Annotated in this window: 14 protein-coding genes; 4 read left to right on the forward strand and 10 right to left on the reverse strand. The window is 69.2% G+C overall.

Annotation, left to right across the window (positions count from 1 at the left end):
• Window positions 1–36: 36 nt before the first annotated feature.
• From IF188_RS16015 to xylA, 3 genes are all read right to left on the reverse strand, one after another.
• Window positions 37–387: a hypothetical protein gene (locus IF188_RS16015; protein WP_191172809.1), complete on the reverse strand. Its 351-nt coding sequence runs from the start codon at window positions 385–387 to the stop codon at window positions 37–39.
• 77 nt (window positions 388–464) lie between these two features.
• Window positions 465–1769 carry a xylulokinase gene (gene xylB, locus IF188_RS16020; protein WP_191172810.1) on the reverse strand — a complete coding sequence of 435 codons (1305 nt, stop codon included), beginning with the start codon at window positions 1767–1769 and terminating at the stop codon, window positions 465–467.
• A 128-nt stretch (window positions 1770–1897) separates the two neighbouring features.
• A complete protein-coding gene (xylA, locus tag IF188_RS16025; RefSeq protein WP_191172811.1) occupies window positions 1898–3103 on the reverse strand; it encodes a xylose isomerase in 1206 nt (401 codons plus the stop codon).
• Window positions 3104–3312: 209 nt separating this feature from the next.
• On the opposite strand from xylA, the gene IF188_RS16030 reads away from it, so the two are divergent.
• On the forward strand, window positions 3313–5232 hold the full coding sequence (locus IF188_RS16030) for a glycoside hydrolase family 30 protein (RefSeq protein ID WP_191172812.1): 1920 nt from the start codon (window positions 3313–3315) through the stop codon (window positions 5230–5232).
• A 72-nt stretch (window positions 5233–5304) separates the two neighbouring features.
• A complete protein-coding gene (locus tag IF188_RS16035; RefSeq protein ID WP_191172813.1) occupies window positions 5305–6432 on the forward strand; it encodes a hypothetical protein in 1128 nt (375 codons plus the stop codon).
• On the opposite strand, the gene IF188_RS16040 is transcribed toward IF188_RS16035, so the two are convergent.
• Window positions 6362–7369 carry a LacI family DNA-binding transcriptional regulator gene (locus IF188_RS16040; protein WP_191172814.1) on the reverse strand — a complete coding sequence of 336 codons (1008 nt, stop codon included), beginning with the start codon at window positions 7367–7369 and terminating at the stop codon, window positions 6362–6364. The two genes, IF188_RS16035 and IF188_RS16040, sit on opposite strands and share 71 nt — an antisense overlap.
• 125 nt (window positions 7370–7494) lie before the next feature.
• Here IF188_RS16040 and manD point away from each other — a divergent pair, with 125 nt between their 5' ends.
• Window positions 7495–8718, forward strand: coding sequence for a D-mannonate dehydratase ManD (manD, locus tag IF188_RS16045; RefSeq protein ID WP_191172815.1), 1224 nt, complete (start codon window positions 7495–7497; stop codon window positions 8716–8718).
• 3 nt (window positions 8719–8721) lie between these two features.
• Window positions 8722–10719 carry an alpha-glucuronidase gene (locus IF188_RS16050; protein ID WP_191172816.1) on the forward strand — a complete coding sequence of 666 codons (1998 nt, stop codon included), beginning with the start codon at window positions 8722–8724 and terminating at the stop codon, window positions 10717–10719.
• Window positions 10720–11074: 355 nt separating this feature from the next.
• On the opposite strand, the gene IF188_RS16055 is transcribed toward IF188_RS16050, so the two are convergent.
• From IF188_RS16055 to IF188_RS16080, 6 genes are all read right to left on the reverse strand, one after another.
• Window positions 11075–13234: an endo-1,4-beta-xylanase gene (locus IF188_RS16055; protein WP_191172817.1), complete on the reverse strand. Its 2160-nt coding sequence runs from the start codon at window positions 13232–13234 to the stop codon at window positions 11075–11077.
• A gap of 142 nt (window positions 13235–13376) precedes the next feature.
• Complete coding sequence (locus IF188_RS16060; RefSeq protein ID WP_191172818.1) at window positions 13377–14066, reverse strand: DUF624 domain-containing protein; 690 nt, start codon at window positions 14064–14066, stop codon at window positions 13377–13379.
• Window positions 14067–14076: 10 nt separating this feature from the next.
• Entirely contained in the window at window positions 14077–16110 is a 2034-nt protein-coding gene (locus IF188_RS16065; protein ID WP_191172819.1) for a beta-galactosidase, read from the reverse strand.
• 86 nt (window positions 16111–16196) lie between these two features.
• A complete protein-coding gene (locus IF188_RS16070) occupies window positions 16197–17873 on the reverse strand; it encodes an ABC transporter substrate-binding protein (protein ID WP_224751988.1) in 1677 nt (558 codons plus the stop codon).
• Between the two features lie 21 nt (window positions 17874–17894).
• A complete protein-coding gene (locus IF188_RS16075; RefSeq protein ID WP_191172872.1) occupies window positions 17895–18809 on the reverse strand; it encodes a carbohydrate ABC transporter permease in 915 nt (304 codons plus the stop codon).
• A 29-nt stretch (window positions 18810–18838) separates the two neighbouring features.
• On the reverse strand, window positions 18839–19858 hold the full coding sequence (locus tag IF188_RS16080; protein ID WP_191172820.1) for an ABC transporter permease: 1020 nt from the start codon (window positions 19856–19858) through the stop codon (window positions 18839–18841).
• Window positions 19859–19894 lie beyond the last annotated feature (36 nt).

Below are 19894 nucleotides of genomic sequence, written 5' to 3' on the forward strand. Positions count from 1 at the left end.
TCCCTGCGGGATCAGACCCGCCCGTGGAGCTCGGAATCACGCCGCGCGACGCGAGGGCCTCGTTCGCACAGACGGAATTCCGGACACCGGCGTGGTGGCCGCCGCGCCGGCCCGGGCGCCACGGCGCTGGGAGCGCGCCGAGACGGCGTAGAGCACCAGCATGAGCGCCATCGTCACGAGATAGAAGCCGTGCAGCACCCAGATCGGCCCGAACGGCAGACTCACGACGTAGATCGTGTACGTGAGGTTGCCGACGTTGCCGAGCACCAGCGCGCTCGCGCTGTACGACCTGAGGTCGCGCGAGCGCACGGCCTTCAGCAGCATCGGCAGGTTGGCCGCGGCGAACAGCACGGTCGAGACCGTCCCGGCGAGCATCGCAGCGTCCATACAGTGAAGATGCGGATGCCGGGCACGGCGATACATCCGCGTGCCGGGTTCAGCGCCCGGTAGGGCCGGAGCGGGCGTCAGACGGCGAGGATGGATGCGGCCTGTCGGGCTGCGCCGAGGGCCACATACTCCGCAGGCTCAGGCACCTCGACCGTCAGGCCGAGCACCAGCGGCGCGATCTGCCGCACCGCCTCGGACTGGGCGCCGCCGCCGATGAGCAGCGCGCGCTCCAGCGGCACACCGAGGCCGCGGAGGGCGTCGAGGCCGGCCGCGAGACCCGACAGCATGCCCTCGACCGCGGCGCGCGCGAGGTTCTCGCGCGTCGTCGAGGCGAGCGTCATGCCGGTCAGCGACGCGGTCGCATCGGGGAGGTTCGGGGTGCGCTCGCCCTCGAAGTACGGCACCAGGGCTAGTCCCGCTGCGCCGGGCTCGGCGGCGAGGGCGAGGCGCGACAGCTCCACGTGGTCGACGCCCAGCACGCGGGCGATCGCGTCGAGCACGCGTGCGGCGTTGAGCGTCGCCACCAGCGGCAGGAAGCGGCCGGTGCAGTCGGCGAAGCCGGCCACCGTGCCCGAGGGGTCGATCGTTCGCTGCTCGCTGACCGCGAAGACCGTGCCCGATGTGCCGATGGAGACGACGACGTCGCCGGGCCCGGCGCCGAGACCGAGAGCGGCACCGGCGTTGTCGCCCGCGCCCCCGCCGACCCGTCGGCCGTCGGAGTCGGTGACCCACTCGTCGGGTCCGAGCACACGTGGCAGCACGGCGTCGTGGCCGAGCGCCACGATGAGCAGCTCGCGGTCGTAGGAGTCGTCCTCGGGGTTCCAGTAACCGGTGCCGGAGGCATCCGATCGATCCGTCGTGAGCTCGTCGAGCACGGGGCCGCGCGCGGACTCGTCCGCCGGGCCGAAGCCGCGCAGGCGCCAGGTGAGCCAATCGTGCGGCAGGGCGACGGCCGCGACGCGCGCGGCGTTGTCGGGTTCGGCGTCGCGCAGCCAGCGCAGCTTGGTGATGGTGAAGGATGCCACCGGCACGAGCCCCGTGCGGCGCGCGAGCTCGTCGGCGCCGAACTCGGCGATGAGGTCCGCGGCCGCGCCCGCCGAGCGGGTGTCGTTCCACTGCAGCGCGTCGCGGATGACCCGGCCGTCGGCGTCGAGCGCCACCATGCCGTGCTGCTGGCCGCCGATCGCCCAGGCCGGAACGTCGTCGAGCCCGCCGGCCTCGGCGATCGCCGCCTGCAGCGCCGTCCACCACGCCTCGGGATCGACCGACGTGCCGTCAGGGTGCGAGGCACGCCCGTGGCGCACGATGGAGCCGTTCGCGGCATCCACGATCACGACCTTGCACGACTGCGTGGACGAGTCCACTCCCATGACGAGCGTCACTGCTGCTCCTTGTGTACGAGTCGAGGTGTCCGAGTCGAGACAGGGGATTCCGCACGAGACCGAGGGTGTGGCCCCCGGTCTCGGCGTGAATCCCCTGTCTCGGCGAGGGATGGAGGGACGGGCCGGGCTCAGCGAGCGCCGAGCAGGTGCTCGGTCGCCAGCTGCTGCAGGCGGACGAAGCCGAAGCCCTTGCCGCCGAGGTACGCGTCGGTGTCGAAGTCCTCGTACGCCGAGCGGTCGGCCTTGAGGTCCTCGATCGTCTCGTCCTCGTTCAGCGTGGGCACCGACAGCTCGGGCACCTTGGCGGCGGCGAGCGCCTCCTGCACCTCGGGGTCGGCGCGGAACGCCGCGGCGCGCTCCTTGAGCAGCAGGTACGTGCGCATGTTCGCGGCGGCCGAGTCCCAGACGCCGTTCTCGTCCTCGGTGCGGGAGGGCTTGTAGTCGAAGTGGCGCGGGCCGTCGTAGGCCGGCACGCCACCGGGGCCGCCGTTCTCGAGCAGGTCGACGAGTGCGAACGCGTTGTGCAGGTCGCCGTGGCCGAACACGAGGTCCTGGTCGTACTTGATGCCACGCTGGCCGTTGAGGTCGATGTGGAAGAGCTTGCCGTGGTACAGCGCCTGCGCGATGCCGGCGGCGAAGTTGAGGCCCGCCATCTGCTCGTGGCCGACCTCGGGGTTGAGGCCCACGAGCTCGGGACGCTCGAGCGAGTCGATGAACGCGATCGCGTGGCCGAGCGTCGGCAGGAGGATGTCGCCGCGGGGCTCGTTCGGCTTGGGCTCGATGGCGAAGCGGATGTCGTAGCCCTTGTCGACGACGTAGTCGCCGAGCAGGTTCACGGCCTCGCGGTAGCGCTCGAGCGCGGCGCGGATGTCCTTCGCCGAGTCGTACTCGGCACCCTCGCGGCCACCCCACATGACGAACGTCTTGGCGCCGAGCTCGGCGCCGAGGTCGAGCTGCCGGATGACCTTGCGCAGCGCGAAGCGGCGGACGTCGCGGTCGTTCGAGGTGAAGCCGCCGTCCTTGAAGACGGGGGCCGAGAACAGGTTGGTGGTGACCATCGGCACGATGAGGCCGGTGTCGGCGAGCGCGCCCTTCAGGCGGTCGATCTGCGTCTGGCGCTCAGCATCCGTCGAGCCGAAGGCGAACAGGTCGTCGTCGTGGAAGGTGAGGCCGTAGGCGCCCAGCTCGGCGAGCTTCTCGACGGCGTGCACGACATCGAGGTGCGGGCGGGTCGGGCCGCCGAACGGGTCGGTGCCGTTGTAGCCGATCGTCCAGAGTCCGAACGAGAACTTGTCGGCGCGGGTCGGGGTCGGTCCTGAACTCTGCGTGGGCATGACGCTCCTTTGCGGCGGGCAGCCGCTTCATGCGGCGGGCGGTAAATGTTGCTGGCAACAACCTATACCACTTCGCGCGCCGCGTCCATCTCCGCCTGCAGCGAAAGTTTCGAGAAATGAGCATTGACGTTACGAGAATTGGTCCGTAACTTGATGACCAACGCGGCGCGATAACGTTTACATCGCCGCACAGATTCGAAGGAGAAGCTGTGAGAAGGACACTGTCATTACTCGCGGCCGCAGGCCTGGTGGGCGCCGGCTTCGCCACCGCCCCCGCCGCCTCGGCCGACGACACCACCGCGATCGATCTTCAACCCGAGAGCGTCCAGCAGACCATCGACGGCTTCGGCTACTCGGCGGCTTTCCAGCGCACCCACCGGCTGAACCTGCTGTCGGACGAGAAGAAGGCCGAGGCCGTCGAGCTCCTCCTCGGCGATACGGGCGTCGACCCGTCGATCCTCCGGCTCGGCATCGGCGGCCAGTCGACCGCGCCGTACGACTGGATGCTGTCCATCCAGCCGACGGATCCCGGCGGCCCCGATGCCGAGCCGAACTACCAATGGGACGGTTACGACAACGGCGAAGTGTGGTTCGCTCAGGCCGCCGAGGCGGCGGGCGTCGAGTACATCTACGGCAACGCGTGGACCGCCCCCGGGTACATGAAGACCAACAACAGCCCGACGAACGGCGGGACGCTGTGCGGGCTGTCGGGCACCAGCTGCGCCAGTGGCGACTGGACGGGGGCCTACGCCGACTACCTCGTCGCCTGGGCCGACTTCTACCAGCAGGAAGGCGTCGACATCGACGGGATCGCCTTCACGAACGAACCGGATTACACATCCGGATACGAATCCATGCGCTTCACCCCCGCCCAGGCCGCCGAGTTCGCAAAGAAGCTCGGCCCGGTCGCGGACGCCGCGGGGTATGACGTCCTCTGCTGCGAGTCGTTCGGCTGGACGCAGGGCAAGAACTACCACAGCGCGATCCTCGAAGACCCCGAGGCCGCGAAGTGGGTCGACGTCCTCACCGCGCACTCCTACGCGAGCAGGTCCGACACTCCGTTCGAGACCGACAGGTCGCTGTGGATGTCGGAATGGGCGGCATCGGTGGCCGGACTCACGCAGTTCAATCCGAACTGGGACGGCGAGACCCCCGCAGGTTCGGACGGCATCCGCCTCGTCGATCACATGATGGACTCGCTCACGCGCGCGAACGCCACCGGCTACCTCTGGTGGCTGGGGGTGAGCCAGGGCGGCTCGGGTTCGCTCATGGTCGTCGATGCCGACAACGACACCTACACCGTCGGTGCCCGCCTGTGGGGAATGGCGGCGTTCAGCAGGTTCGTCCGGCCGGACGCCGTGCGCTTCGACGCCGTGCACTCCCTTCCGGACCTCAAGGTCGCCGCGTTCGACAACGCCGACGGCACGCGCGTCGTGCAGCTGCTGAACAACGGCACGACCGCGCTGTCCACCGATATCGACCTCGACCGTCAGCCCACGGCGTACCTGAACGACCAGACGCATCATCTCGAGGTCGTCGACGGCATCGCGGCGACGGCGGACGGAAAGACCGACCTCGTGCTCCCCGCCCGTTCGCTGGTGACGCTGGTGGTCGAGCCGGGTGACGACGGCACCGGCATCCCGGTGGAGGCGACCGTCCCGGAGCCGTCCGAGCCCGGATCGCTCTCACTGAGCGTGGCGGACTACGGCGACGGCGTCGTGCTCGACGACGCGGGCAACGCGGGCGATCGTCTGCGTTTCACCGGTGCGCTGCCGGCGGTCACCGTGACCGATTCCCGCAACGCCGACCAGGCCGGGCAGGGGGGATGGTCCGTCTCGGGGCAGTCCACCGACCTGTCCGCCGGAACGGCTGCGGTGGGAGCGGCGCATCTCGGGTGGACTCCGCGGCTGGCCGCGCCACGTGCGGGCGTGACGGCGGGCGCCCCGGTGGCGACCGCGCTCAGCGGCGGAACGGGTCTGGCCGGTCCGAGCCCTCTGGGGCAGGCGACATCCGAAGGGCGGTACGGATCGACCGAGCTCGGCGCCGACCTGCTGCTCGAGGTCCCGGTGGACACCGCACCAGGCACGTACAGGGGCACACTCGCGGTCACCCTCTTCCCCGAGGACTGATCGAGGCCCGACCCTCGTGCGGCCGGCCGGGACACCGGCCGGCCGCACCTCTCACTCTCACCGGAGATCACGATGAACGTCCACCCTCTGCTCTCTCGCACCGTCGCGACGGCGGCCCTCACGCTCACGCTCGCGATCGGCGCTGTCGCGTACCCGGCCACGGCCGAAGAATCCGGTGAAGGCGGCCCCACGACGACCTGGTCGCTCTCCCCCGCCTCGGCGGAGGGCCCGGACGCACGGATCTCACTGCGCCATGTCATCGATCCCGGCGGCAGCGCCCCGGACTTCGTATCCCTGACGAATTTCAGCCCGCATCCCGCGAGCTTCGACGTGTACGCGAGCGACGGCATCGTCACGGATGACGGCGACTTCGACCTTCTGCCACCCGGAGAACCGCCCGTCGACGGCGGCTCGTGGATCTCGGTGGGCACTGTCGAGGGGGGATTCGTCGCTGACGGCGTGCTCACCATCGAGCTCCAGCCCGGCGCCTCCGTCGTGGTCCCCGTGACGGTGTCGGTCCCCGAGAACGCGACTCCGGGCGACCACCCCGCCGGCATCGTCGCGCAGTACAAGCCCGCCGCGGGCGGTTCGGTGCAGTTCGCCAGCCGCGTCGGCGTGCGGGCTCATCTGCGCGTCGCGGGCGACGTCGTCGCAGCGCTGGAGCCGACGGTCGTGTCGTCGTCGTATGAACCCTCCTGGAACCCGTTCGCCCCCGGAAGACTGCGCGTGGAGTACCGACTGGACAATGTCGGCAACGTGCGGCTCGGGGCGGAGGCCGCCGCTCGCGCGACAGGCCCCTTCGGCCTGGCCCCCGTGCGGGCCTCGACCACGACACGAGAGGTCCTGCCCGCTCAGACCAGCACGTCCACGATCGAGCTCGCGGTGTGGCCGACCGTCGTGTCGCTCGGAGCGGTCGCCGTCACCCCTTCTGCCGTCGGCGACGACGACGTGCCTGTGCTGACGCCGTCATCCGCGGACTTCACGGCCTGGACCATGCCGTGGGCGCAGCTGGCGCTCCTCGCCCTCGCGGCGGGGGTCGTGGTCGCGATCGTCTGGACGCGCCGCCGATCGAAGGCAGGCGTCCAGCGCCGGATCGACGAGGCCGTGGCCCGTGCGCGCGAGGAGTCCGTCACCGTCGCGCCGCAGGAGGCGCGGTCGACGAGCGCACAGCCAGTTGCGGCTGAATCGAACGATGGATGAGATGGCTCGATGTGGAGACCCCGTCGATCCGCTCGATGAGCAGCTCGACCGCTGCGTCGCCGACGACCCGCAGGTCGGCCCCCACGCTGGTGAGCGGCGGGGTCACCAAGCCGGTGACGAAGGTGTCGTCGAACCCGATGAGGCTCACGTGACCCGGAACCCGGATGTCCGACTCCGTCCACTGCGCCAGCAGGCCGAGCGCGACGAGGTCGTTGTAGCCGATGACCGCAGTGGGACCGAGCGCGAGGACCTTCTCGGCCACCTCACGCCCGCCGTCCGACGTCGGCACGCAATCGCGCAGCTGGATCAGCTCCAGCCCGTCACGCTCGTGTGCGGCCGTCTCGATGCCCTTGGCGCGACGCGCCTGCGACCACGAACGCGACGGCCCGCCGACGTAGACGATCCGTCGATGCCCCAGTCCGTACAGATGCGCGACCGCGAGCGCGGCAGCGGCTCCTTCGTCGATGGTGACCGTCGGCGTGCCCGGCGCGTGGGACTCCAGGCTGCGATTGACGAGCACGCAGCTCGTCGTCTCCGCGACCTCGGCGAGCCGCTCGTCGCTGAGACGCGACGACGCGAGGATCAGCCCGTCGATCTGCGACCGCAGCACGCGCACTTCTTCGTCCTCGATCTCGGCGCGCTCAGAGGTGTCGACGACGACGAGCTCGTACCCGCGCTCGCGGCACATCACCTGGGCGCCCTTCGTCATCGAGGCGAAGTACGGGTTCTCGATGTCGGGCACGACGAGCGCGATGACGCCCGTGCGGCCGCGCCGCAGACTGCTCGCCGCCCGATTCGGGCGGTAGCCGAGTTCGTCGACCGCGGCGAGCACCCGGTCCCGCGTGTCATCCGACACGCGGTGCGGTTCTCGCAATGTTCGCGACACTGTCGCAATGGACACCCCGGATCTCGCCGCCACGTCGTGCACGGTGACCATCGCGGACTCCTTTCGTCCGACACGAGTCTCCGACCGCGCCCCCACGGCGATCAGTCGTCATCTGCCGATCATAACGTTTACATCACCCGGGAGACCCACACGTGAGCACACTCCGAACGAGCGCGATGATACGCACCGCAGAGGTGCTCGTGTCCAGTCCTTCACGCAACTTCGTCACACTGCGCATCACGACCGAGGACGGCGTCGTCGGCCTCGGCGACGCCACCCTCAACGGGCGCGAGCTCGCTGTCGCTGCGTACCTGCGCGATCACATCGCACCCCTGCTCATCGGGATAGACGCGCAGCGCATCGAAGACACGTGGCAGTTCCTGTACCGCTCCGCGTACTGGCGCCGGGGCCCCGTCACGATGACGGCGATCGCCGCCGTCGACGTCGCCCTGTGGGACATCAAGGGCAAGCTCGCGGGCATGCCCGTGTACCAGCTGCTGGGGGGCGCGTCGCGCGACAGCGCGCTCGTGTACGCGCATGCCTCAGGAGCGGATCTGGAGGATCTGGGCGACTCGATCCGATCGCGCCTCGAGGAGGGGTACCGGGCGATCCGCCTGCAGGTGGCCGTACCGGGAATGGGAGGCGGGTACGGCATCTCGTCGGCGCGCGAGAGCGGGGGTCGCTACACCTACGAGCCCGCCAAGCGCGCCGGGCTGACGATCGAAGAGGGCTGGGACACGCGTCGCTATCTCGCCTACGCTCCGAAGCTGTTCGAGTGGGCGCGGTCGACGTTCGGCGATGAGCTCATCCTGCTTCACGACGCCCACCATCGCCTCACCCCCAACGAGGCGGCACGACTGGGCAGGAGCCTGGAGCCGTACGACCTGTTCTGGCTCGAGGACGTGACACCGGTCGACGACCCCGAGGCGCTGCGTCTCGTGCGGAAGCACACGACGACACCGCTGGCGATCGGCGAGGTGCTCACCAGCGTCTGGGACTTCCGCACACTCATCCAGGAGCAGCTCATCGACTATGTGCGCGCGTCCGTCACGCACGCGGGCGGGATCACGCACCTGAAGCGCATCTTCGAGCTCGCGGCGCTCCACCAGGTGCGTTCGGGCAGCCACGGCCCCACCGACATCTCCCCCGTCGGGATGGCCGCCGCCCTTCATCTCGATCTGGCGATCCACAACTTCGGCATCCAAGAGCACATGGCGCACCACACCGCGACCGCGGAGGTGTTCCACACCTCGTACTCGTTCGACGCCGGGGCGATGCACCCCGGCGACGCACCCGGCCTCGGGGTCGAGTACGACGACCTCGCTGCCGCCCGCTTCCCCTATGAGCCCGCCTACCTGCCCGCCGCGCGTCTGCGCGACGGAACGATCCACGATTGGTGAACCATGACCGCTGATCCGCGCGAGCACCCGATGTGGCTGCCGCCTCACGCCCTGCAGTTCCTCCGGGGCCGGCCCGTCGTCATCCGGGGAGCAGACCCGCTCCTCGAGACGATCCGCTCAGAGGCGGCCGACGCCGGAGCCGTCGACAGAGGCGAGCGGGTGGATGCCGGGACCCCGGCATCCACCCTCCTCATCGTTCCGGCGGCCGACGCCGAGGAGGTGTGGCCGCGCCCCCTTCCCGTCGCCGGCCTGCGCGCCGAGGGCTTCGTGATCGCACAGGACGGTGATCGGACGATCATCGCCTACGCCGACGGTCGCGGCGCGCTGTACGGATGGTTCCAGATGATCCGCGACCATGCGGGCGGCGAGCGCCGATCGACGCCCGCACGGTTCGAACCGCAGCAGGCGCTGCGTGTGCTCGACCACTGGGACAACATCTCGGCGCACCCCGTGATGGGGCAGGTCGAGCGCGGCTACGCCGGGGGCTCGATCTTCTACGCGGACGGGAGCGTGCGCCGAGATCTCGGGCGCGTCGCCCGCTACGCGAGGCTGCTGGCGTCGATCGGCGTCAACGCGGTGACGATCAACAACGTCAACGTGGGCCGGAGAGAGGCGCAGCTGCTGACCGACGATCTGGGCACGGTCGAGCTGCTCGCCGGGATCTTCCGCCCCTGGGGCATCCGCGTGCACCTCTCTGTGAACTTCGCGTCGCCGCTCGACCTCGGCGACCTCGACACCTCCGATCCGCTCGACGAGCGTGTCGCGCAATGGTGGTCGGCTGCGACCGCCCAGGCCTTCGCGCGCATCCCCGATCTCGGCGGCTACCTCGTGAAGGCCGACTCGGAGGGCCAGCCCGGCCCGCACGCCTATGGACGAGACCACGCCGACGGAGCGAACATGCTCGCCCGCGCGCTCGAGCCCCACGGCGGGGTCGTGCGCTGGCGCGCGTTCGTCTACAACCACAGGCAGGATTGGCGAGATCGCTCCACCGACCGCGCGCGCGCCGCCTACGACACCTTCATGCCGCTGGACGGACGATTCGATGACAACGTCCTGCTGCAGGTCAAGTACGGGCCGATCGACTTTCAGACGCGCGAGCCCCTGTCGCCGGTGATCGCGGCGATGAAGCACACCCGCATCGCGCTGGAACTGCAGGTGACGCAGGAGTACACCGGCCAGCAGCGGCATGCCGTCTACCTCGCGCCGCAGTGGAGCGAGATCCTCGGCGGCCGGCCGTTCGGGGACGGCGGCCCGCCGGTCTCGGAGCTCGTGCGGGGCGGGATCGCCGCGGTGTCGAACGTCGGCGACGACGCGTACTGGACAGGACACCCGCTGGCGCAGTCGAACCTCTACGCGTACGGACGCCTCGCCTGGGACGCGACCCTCGATGCGCGCGCCGTGCTCAGCGAGTGGATGGCGCTCACCTTCGGCGACGACGAAGCGGTGAACGACGGCATCCATTCCATCCTCGACGACTCGTGGGCGACCTACGAGTCGTACACCGCGCCTCTGGGCGTGGGGTTCATGGTGACGCCCGGCTCGCACTACGGCCCTTCGGTCGACGGCTACGAGTACTCGCCGTGGGGCACGTATCACTTCGCGGACCGCAACGGCATCGGGGTGGATCGCACGGTCGCCACCGGCACCGGATACACCGGGCAGTACCCGCAGGAGTGGGCGGCGATGTTCGAGTCGCTGGAATCGGTGCCGGACGAGCTGCTGCTCTTCTTCCATCACGTGCCCTACACCCATCGGCTTCACAACGGCGCGACGGTGATCCAGCACATCTACGACACGCACTTCCGCGGCGCGGAGCAGGCTGCCGAACTGCCCGCCCGGTGGGATGCCTTGCGAGACCACATCGACGAGGACGTATGGATGCGTGGGGCCGAACGGTTCGCCGAACAGGCCCGTTCGGCGGGCGAGTGGCGCGACCAGATCAACACGTACTTCTGGCGCGCGTCCGGCATCCCGGACGAACACGGACGCACGCTCTACTGATCGCAGCGACACGCCTGCGCCCGGGCTGCAACCGCGCGCCGTCCGACGTCCGTGTCGTGGAGTCGAGGCCGCGGCGGAGGATGCTGGGCGGTGACGGCCCGCCGGGCCGGCATGATTCCTGTTCGACATGCTCCGCGACGGAACCCTTCACCAGCCGCAACCCACCGCGAACTACACCACGTTAAGGGGACTACTCGCTCGACAGGGACATCGGGCTCAGGCATCCGACGGCCAACCACGTGTCCTTATCCCCAGGAACGTTCCGAGACAACGGCACGATTCCCCGCACGGGTACTCCGGAGCAGCGCCACGGCCCCCTCCGCACCGACGGAGGGGGCCGTGGCGTCATCGCGTGTCAGTCGACGGGGAACAGCGACACGCTCACGGTGCCGCGGTACGTCCCCGGAGCCTGGTCGACGGGAAGCTCGAGCGCGAGCGCGGCGCCGAGCGTCGTCGAGCCGAAGCGTCCGGCGACCGACGCGGTCGCGAGCGCCTGCGGCGCAGCGAGACCGGCGGCGCCGTCGAGCACGGTGCCGATCGCAGCTCCGGCCGCCACCCCTGCGCGAGGTGAGACGACCTGCGGCGTCCACCCGAGGTGCCCGGCCGCGACGGTGTCGCCGCCGGAGGCCAGGTCGGTCGAACGACCCGTCACCGCCCATCCGCCGTCGCCCGCCTGCTCGGCGGTACGCGAATCGGTCACCGTCACCTCGGGCAGCTGACCGGTGAAGCGCAGCCGGTCCCCGGCGTCGGCGCCTTGCGACAGCACGACGCCGTCGCCGAAGTCCGCGACCGACAGCGTCAGCGAGCCGGGCGCCGTCTCAGCGACCGTGGCCTGCACGGGGATGCCGTCGCCGTCGGCGCGATCCCGGTCGAACCAGCCCTCGGGGTCGGACACCGCCCACATCGCCAGCTTCTCGGACCAGTCGCTGTTCAGCAGCAGCGGGTTGTGCGTGGCACGCCAGCTGAAGCGGTCGTTCATGCCCCAGAAGGTGACGCGATCGATGATGTCGGCGTACGCCTTGTAGACCGAGAAGTACTCGGCGTAGCGCTGCGCCTGGATCTCTTCGAGCTCTGCGCGGTTGGCGATCTTGCCCTGCCAGAACGTGAACGTGTCACGTGAGATGCGGTCCTTGACCGCCGGGTCGGTGAGGTCGCGGTACGCACTCGGGCTGGAGCCCTCGGGCTGACCGTTGTACGCCTCCCAGACGAACAGGTCGAGTTCGCTGATATCGGCCCGCAGTCCCGCGTCATCGACGAGCTGGAGGAACGCCTCGACCGACGTCGAGTCCGAACAGGCTCCTGTCTGCCACACTTCGGCGGTGTCGTCGACAAGGGCGCCCAGGCGGCTCGTGGACGAGCACGCGAAGGCCGGCGTCTGCGGGATGTAGTTGTGGGACTGCATGCCCAGCACCTCGATGAGCGGACGCGCGTCGCCGGGGTGCTCGGCGGCGTATCTCGCGTTGAGGTCCGTCGCCATGGTCACGATCGCCTTGCCCTTGCCCGACGCCTGGAACTCGTTGAAGTCGTTGTAGACCAGCGTCACCCCGGGTCCATACTGGCGCGCGAACGAGAAGGCGTCGTAGATGTAGTCGCCGGGGTCCTCTCCGGCTGCGGCGTCGGTGCCGTTCGCGTACGCCGCGTACCAGGCCGAGGTCCCGCCGTTCGGGCCGCCGCGCAGGTAGTCGCGCCAGTCCTGCGTCGCGGGGTCGAACCGGTCCAGCCCATCGACGAACGCCTCGTTGACGACGTCCCACGTCGGAACGCGTCCGTCGAAGTGCCCGAGGACGCCCTCGATGTATCGCCGCATGTTCTCGCGGGCCAGGTCTCGGGTGCCGCCCGTCGTGCCGGTGTTCAGCCGGGCCGGTGACTGCGAATGCCACACGAGCACGTGCCCGTGGACGCGCATGCCGCGAGCGATCGTCGAGTCCACGAAGCCGTCGGCATTCCCCCAGTTGAAGGTGAACGCGCCCGTCGTCGGGTCGATGTTGTTGTTGGGCAGCAGCGCGTCGGGCTTCATCGCGTTGCCCGCCGTCATCACGCTGTAGTTGCGCGCGATGTGGTTCGACGAGGCCGAGCCGGCGGCGTAGTCGCCGGAGCCGCCCCAGATGTTTCCGATCTCGAAGTCCGCGGCGTAGACGTCCTTGAGGGGCGCCGCCTGGGGCCGGAACGCCGTGTCGATCTCGACGTCGCCCTCGGGCATCGTGAACGACGCCACACGCGCGCCGATCCAGTCGAGCTCGTCGCTCGTCCAGCCGCCCCACACATTGCCGGCGTCCGGCGTCGCGGTGAGGGTGACGGTCTCGCCCGGGGTGAAGTTCCCGGCGCCGGTGACGACACCGCCGCCGGTCACATGGATGTCGACCGAGTACTCGTCCGCGGCGTGTGCGGGGGTCACGCCTGCGGCGATGAGGCCGACGGTCAGAGGCAGCACCGTGACGGCAGGCCAGGCCCGTCGGCGATGCCGGGGATGCGATGCGGATGCCGCGACGTGACGCGCAGCGCTGGGTACAGCCATCGGTGGGTCCTCTCCTTCGAGTTGTGCGCGGCAGCTGCCGCAGGGCGCCTTCGCCCTCTTCAACAGGCGCTCATCGAGCGCCGGAAGCCATGTGAACGTTTACATTCGACGGCGCACATCGCCCGTGCAGCCGCTCCGGGAATCAGGCGACGGCGCTCGACTCGTCGCGGATGAAGCGAGCGCGGATGTCGGCGATCATGGGCCGCGCGTTCGCCGCAGCGAGCGCTGCGAACACGACCGCCAGCAGAGCGAGCACGGGATCGAGCGTGAATGCGACGATCGCCGCCGCGAGGACGAGGAACGACAGCGCTCCGAGGGTGACCAGCGGCTTCGCGGCGACGTAGTAGAGCGCCAGGCGGGCCACGTCGCGCGCGCGGAACGAGAAGAACGACGCGATGACCAGCGCGTGCGAGGCCCACACCGCCAGCACCACCAGGAGCACGATCGCGACGACGACGAAGAAGGCGTCGACACCCGCCGCGCCGGCGAACGCGATCGTCGTGCCGAGCACGGTCGCGGCGAGCAGCGCGGGCACCCACACCCAGAGCACGTCGACGAGGTTGTGCGCGTACGACCGCCAGAAGCGCGGCCACACCGACAGCTCGTCGGATCGGCCGGCGATCGCCGACATCGCCGCCGAGTAGGCCGGTCCGATCGGCACGAGGCACAGCGCGTACAGCGGCAGGTTGCTGGCGTCGCGGGCGAGCAGCAGGATGCCGGCGAGACCGGGCGCGGCCGCGAGCAGGAAGCACAGCTCGACGACCACGAACCAGTAGACCGCGCCGGTCACGCGGCCGAGCGCCCCGTGGCGCCGCGACGTGTGCTCGTTCATGTGTCCATCCTCAACGGCCCGCGCTCTCGATGACGACCACACCGGCCGCCGGCACCCGCAGCGGGTCGCCGGCGGTCAGCGCCGTGCCGCTGAGCAGGTCGACGCCCGAGAACGGCGACGGCACCTCGACCTCGTCCGCACCGTGATTGAGGACGAACTCGTAGCGGCGGCCGTCCACGACGCGCGCGGTGTGCTCCAGGTCGCGCACGTCGGCGAACGGGCCGAGGGCCTCGTGCTCGGCGAGAGCGTGACGCACGACCCAGTCGACACCGGCCTGGTCGAGCACCGTTCCGACGTACCAGGCCGAACCCGCTCCGAAGGCGTTCCGGGTCACGGCCGCCTCCCCCGCGTAGAACTCCTGCTCATACGTCCCGACGGCCGTCGCCCCCTGCGGGATCACCAGATCGAACACGTGCCGCGCCAGGGCGCGCACCGGGTCCTCGCCCGGCATCCCGAGTGTCACCGTGTTCGCCACGGCAGGCGGCAGCGAGTCGGTCTCATCGACGCGCACGCCGCACAGTGCGCGGAGCGGTCCGGGCGCGTCCTCGAGGAACGCGTTGTCGTCCTCGTCGACGAGCCCCGACATGACGGTCGTGACGACCGAGCCGCCGCGGCGCGCCACCTCCTCGAGACGAGACGCGATCGACCCCTTGAGCACATGCAGCAGGGGCGCGACCACGACGTCGTACCCCGACAGGTCCGCGGTCATGGGCACGACGTCGACCAGCGCGCCGGCCTGCCACAGTGCCTCGTGGTACGCCACGAGCTGCCCCTCGTAGCCGACCGCCCGACTGTGGCCGTCGGTCATCTCCAGCGCCCACCACGAGTCCCAGTCGAACAGCAGCGCCACGCGCGCCGGTGTCCGCCCGCCGAGCAGGCGATCGCCGACGCGCTCGAGCTCGGCGCCGAGCGCCGCGACCTCGCCGAACGCCCGGGTGTCGGTGCGGCCGGCGTGGTTGAGCACCGCCCCGTGGTACTTCTCGGACGCGCCGCGGCTCTGCCGCAGCTGGAAGAACAGCACCGAGTCCGCACCGTGCGCGACGGCCTGCCACGACCACAGCCGCATGACGCCGGGCCGTTTGACCGGGTTGTAGTCGCGGGTGGCGGTCATGGTGGGCGTCTGCTCCATGAGCCAGAACGGCTGGCCGTCCTTCAGTCCCCTCATGATGGCGTGCGACAGCGCCATGCGCGAGACCGGGGACCCATCGGTCGGGTAGTTGTCCCACGAAGCGAAGTCGAGGTGCGGGGCCCACCGGTGGTAGTCGAGGTGGCGGTAGATCCCCATCATGTTGGTCGTCACCGGCAGCGTCGAGAACTCGCGGATCGCCTGCTTCTCATCGCGGAACGACCGCAGCAGGTTGTCGCTGTTGAACCTCAGGTAGTCCAGTGAGATCCCCTGGAAAGCGGTGTGATTCGGTCCGCGCCAGTGCTCCGACAGCATGTTCGGCGGCACGACCTCTTCCCAGTCGGTGAATCGGTGCGACCAGAAGTCGGCGTTCCACGCGTCGTTGAGCCGGTCGAGCGTGCCGTACCGCTCGCGCAGCCACACCCGGAACTCCGCCGCGCACAGCTCGCAATAGCACTGCCCGCCGTACTCGTTGTTGATGTGCCAGGCGACCACCGCCGGGTGATCGCCGAAGCGCTCGGCGATGCGGCCGGCGACCGCCGCCGACAGCCGCCGGTAGGCCGGCGACGACGGACACGCGTTGTGGCGCCCGCCGTAGACGTGCCGACGGCCCTCGAAATCGGTGCGGCAGACGTCGGGATGCCGCCGGGCCAGCCACGGCGGCACGGCTGCCGTCCCGGTCGCCAGGCACACCTTGCGACCCTCCGCGTGCGCCCGGTCGATGATGCGCTCCAGCACCGACAGGTCGTAGACGTCCTCGGCGGGCTGCGTCAGCGACCACGAGAACACGCCCACCGTGACGAGGTCGATGTGCGCGAGGTCGAACGCGCGGTAGTCCTCGTCCCACACCTCCTCGCCCCACTGCTCGGGGTTGTAGTCGCCGCCGTACGGGATCTTGGGCAATGCGGGAAGGGTCACGTTGCGAAGTGTCTCCAGAGAAGTGGATGCCGCGACCGCGACGCTCAGAGGAGCCCGCGGTCGCGGCATCCGATCAATCCGTCACGTCAGCCGTTGGCCTCGGCGTAGCGCTGCTGCGCCTCGTTGACGATGTCGATGTACTGCGTCATGTTCATGCCCTCGAGCTCGGACACGTACGCGTCCCACTCGTCCAGCGAACGCTGACCGAGGATGAAGGCCGCCGTGTTCTGCCACACGTGGTCCTTGAGCGCCGACTGGTACAGCGACACCTGCTCGCGTTCGACCTCGTCCAGCGGAGCGGGCGGCGGCAGGTCCAGCACCTTCTTCGTGGACATCGACTCGACGAAGTCGACGGCCTCTTCGGGCAGCATCGAGCGGTCGAGGTCGACCGACGAGCCGTGGACGAGCATCCAGACGCCGTTGGAGAACCCGTAGTCCGTCTGCAGGTTCTTCGGCGCGCCCGCGTTGATACCCATCGCGGTGATGCCGGGGTCGAGCACCCGCTTGCCGTCGGCGTCCTTGGTGTAGGTCTCGCCCTCGACGCCCCACTTCGCGAACTCGAGTCCCTCGTCGGAGTAGTACAGCCAGTCGAGGAACTGCAGCAGCGCCTTGAAGTGCTCGGACTCCTGCACCTTGGACGACAGCATGAAACCGCTCACCAGGCGTCCGCCGGCTGCGAGGTTGTCGCCTCCGGGTCCCGCGGGCACGCGGATCATCGCGAGGTCGCCGGCGGTGCCGAGGTCCTTGAGCGTCTGGCGGTAGCCGACGATCTCCTGGTTGTTGGTCCCGACCGAGAGCGCCTGACCCGACGCCACCTTCTGCTTGGCCTGGTCGTCGTCCTGAGTGATGGCCTCGGGGTCGAGCAGCCCGTCCGCGACGAGCCCGGCGTAGAACTCGACGAGATCCTTGTACTCGTCCGTCGCGCCGGTGTAGACGAACTCGTCGCCGGTCCAGGTGAGGCCCTGACCGAAGCCCCAGCCGGCCGCCGTGCCGAAGTTCGGCGACACGAATCCGAGCGTGCCTTCGATGGGCCCGTTCGCGGACCAGCGGTCGGTCATCGGATACACATCCGGGTACGCCTCCTTCACCTTGCGGAGGTCGTCGGCGAAGTCGTCGAAGGTCGCGGGCTCCAGGCTGAGGCCGAGCTCCTCCCAGATGTCGGATCGCACGGCGAACGTGTACTCCGGACGCTGCTCCTCACGGAACCCGGGGAACAGGTAGTACTTGCCGTCCTCCTGCCGCAGCTGGTCGAGGTCGGCTTCGAGGTTCCACTTCTCGACCTTGTCCATGTAGTTCGGCATGTACTGCACGAAGTCGCTCGCCGCGAGGATCGCGCCTCCGGCGACGAACGGCACCTCCTGGCCGGGATACGTGACCGAGACGATGTCGGGCGCGTCGCCCGCGCCGATGACGAGCGACTTGCGCTGGTCCCACTCGTTCAGCGGCGCCGAGGTGATGTCGAACGTGACGTTCTGGTTCTTCTCGAGCTCGCTGAGGAACAGCCAGTCCTTGTTGTACGGGTAGTTCGGGTGGTCGCGGTAGAAGAGGCCGAACTCGACCGGCTCCGTCGCCGTGAAGGTGTCGCCGACGCCGTAGTCCTCCATCGCACCGACGTCCTTGCCGGTGAAGTCGAACTCCGCCGCGGCCGTGTCGTCGCCGTCGGCGCCGGTGTCGCCGCCGGAGTCGCAACCGCTGAGGACGAGCGCGCCCGCAGCGAGCACGGCGCCCGCGAGCAGCACGCTTCGTCGCATGTGCTGTGTCATGGGATTTCCTTTCGTGGGGGGTTACTGCTTGACCGAGCCGAGCATCACGCCCGACACGAAGTACTTCTGGATGAACGGGTAGAGGCAGACGATCGGCAGCACGGTGAGCAGCATCGTGACGGCCTTGACGTTGGCCGCGACCTGGGTCGCGTCACCGCTTGCGGCTCCTGCGCCGAGAGACTCCGTGCTCGACGCGGCGGCGAGCAGGTTGCGCAGGTACACGGTGACCGGATACAGCTCGGCCTTGTCCATATAGAGGAACGCGGCGAACCACGAGTTCCAGAACGACACCGCGTAGAAGAGGACCATCGTGGCGATGACGGCCTTGCTGAGCGGCAGCACGATCTTCCAGAGGATGCCGTAGGTCGTGAGTCCGTCGATCGCCGCGGCCTCTTCGAGGTCCTCGGGGAACCCCTCGAAGAAGGACTTCATGACGAGCAGGTTGAAGACGCTGATGGCGTTGGGGATCACGATGGCCCACAGCGTGTTCTTGAAGCCGAGCTCGTTGATCAGGATGTAGTTCGGGATCAGCCCGCCGTTGAAGAACATCGTGAACACCGCGATGCCGATGAAGAACGCCCGGCCCTTCAGGTGCCTCTTCGACAGCGCATAGGCGAACGACGTGGTGAGCACCATCGCGATCGCGGTCGCCACGACCGTGTAGAGCACGGTGTTGCCGTAGTTGCGCCAGAACATCGGGTCGCCCATGACGTAGCCGAACGTCGTGACGTTGAAGCCCTTCGGGATGAGGTTCACCTGGCCCGAGTTGATGTAGGCCTCGGAGCTGAACGCCTGAGCCACCACGTTGAGGAACGGATAGAGCGTCAGGAAGCACAGCGCCACGATGAGCGCGCCGTTCACGATGCGGAACACCGTGTAGCTGCGGGAGTCCTTGATGCCGGACTGCTTGGCCGGGCGGAAGATCCGGTCCGACATGCGCCGCGGGGCGGTGCGGAGGCTTTCGGTCACCACAGGCTCGTCCCCACGGTTCGACGCGAGATCGCGTTGGCGGTCAGGATCAGCGCCAGCCCGATGAGCGACTCGAACAGGCCGATGGCCGTGGCGTACGAGAAGTTGCTCGAGATGATGCCGACCCGGTACAGGTACGTCGAGATGACGTCGGCGGTCGGGTACAGCAGCGGGTTGTACAGCAGCAGGATCTTCTCGAAGCCGACCGCCATGAACGTGCCGATGTTGAGGATGAGCAGCACGATCATCGTGGGCCGGATGCCCGGCAGCGTCACGTGCCAGATCTGCCGCCAGCGGTTGGCGCCGTCGATGCGCGCCGCCTCGTACAGCTGCGGGTCGATCGTGGTGAGGGCGGCCAGGTACAGGATCGTGCCCCAGCCGACCGTCTGCCAGATCTCGGAGCCCACGTAGATGGTGGGGAACCACTGCGGCAGCTGCATGAACGGGATGGCTTCGCCGCCGAAGAACTCGATCGTCTGGTTGATGGAGCCCTTCAGCGCGGTCAGCTGCAGCACCATGCCGGCGACGATGACGATCGACATGAAGTGCGGCAGATACGAGATCGACTGCGCGACCCGCTTGAACCGCCGCGAACGCAGCTCGTTGAACATGAGCGCCAGCACGATCGGCAGGGGGAACACGATGACGAGGGTGAGCCCGCCGAGGATCAGGGTGTTCCAGAAGGCGCGCCAGAACGTCGGGTCGTTGATGAAGAGCTCGACGTAGCGAAGCCCCACCCACTCGTCGCCGAACATCGACCCGCCCGGCCGGAAGCGACGGAACGCGATGACGTTCCCGGCCATCGGGATGTAGCGGAAGATCAGCAGGAAGACGATCGGCAGCACGAGCAGCGAGTAGAGCCGCCAGTCCTTCTTCAGCGCCTTGCGCCACGTGGTGCGCGTCCCGGGCGGGCGAGCGGGCTGCTTGCGTCGTCGCCGCGACGGCTGCGGAGCCTCGTCGACCTCCGAGCGCAGTTCCACCGCCTCGGCGACGACGAGGTTGCTGTTGACCGACATGCGCTCCCTCGCGAGTGTCCGGAGGCGGCTCCTTGC

The organism is Microbacterium helvum (genome assembly GCF_014779795.1).
Taxonomy (GTDB): domain Bacteria; phylum Actinomycetota; class Actinomycetes; order Actinomycetales; family Microbacteriaceae; genus Microbacterium; species Microbacterium helvum.

What these genes read in the sequence shown, in the direction of transcription:
- IF188_RS16015 (WP_191172809.1), bottom strand. Translation starts at nt 387, where the DNA reads ATGGACGCTGCGATGCTCGCCGGGACGGTCTCGACCGTGCTGTTCGCC.
- xylA (WP_191172811.1), bottom strand. Translation starts at nt 3,103, where the DNA reads ATGCCCACGCAGAGTTCAGGACCGACCCCGACCCGCGCCGACAAGTTC.
- IF188_RS16035 (WP_191172813.1), top strand. Translation starts at nt 5,305, where the DNA reads ATGAACGTCCACCCTCTGCTCTCTCGCACCGTCGCGACGGCGGCCCTC.
- IF188_RS16040 (WP_191172814.1), bottom strand. Translation starts at nt 7,369, where the DNA reads ATGGTCACCGTGCACGACGTGGCGGCGAGATCCGGGGTGTCCATTGCG.
- manD (WP_191172815.1), top strand. Translation starts at nt 7,495, where the DNA reads ATGATACGCACCGCAGAGGTGCTCGTGTCCAGTCCTTCACGCAACTTC.
- IF188_RS16050 (WP_191172816.1), top strand. Translation starts at nt 8,722, where the DNA reads ATGACCGCTGATCCGCGCGAGCACCCGATGTGGCTGCCGCCTCACGCC.
- IF188_RS16055 (WP_191172817.1), bottom strand. Translation starts at nt 13,234, where the DNA reads ATGGCTGTACCCAGCGCTGCGCGTCACGTCGCGGCATCCGCATCGCAT.
- IF188_RS16060 (WP_191172818.1), bottom strand. Translation starts at nt 14,066, where the DNA reads ATGAACGAGCACACGTCGCGGCGCCACGGGGCGCTCGGCCGCGTGACC.
- IF188_RS16070 (WP_224751988.1), bottom strand. Translation starts at nt 17,873, where the DNA reads ATGACACAGCACATGCGACGAAGCGTGCTGCTCGCGGGCGCCGTGCTC.
- IF188_RS16075 (WP_191172872.1), bottom strand. Translation starts at nt 18,809, where the DNA reads ATGTCGGACCGGATCTTCCGCCCGGCCAAGCAGTCCGGCATCAAGGAC.
- IF188_RS16080 (WP_191172820.1), bottom strand. Translation starts at nt 19,858, where the DNA reads ATGTCGGTCAACAGCAACCTCGTCGTCGCCGAGGCGGTGGAACTGCGC.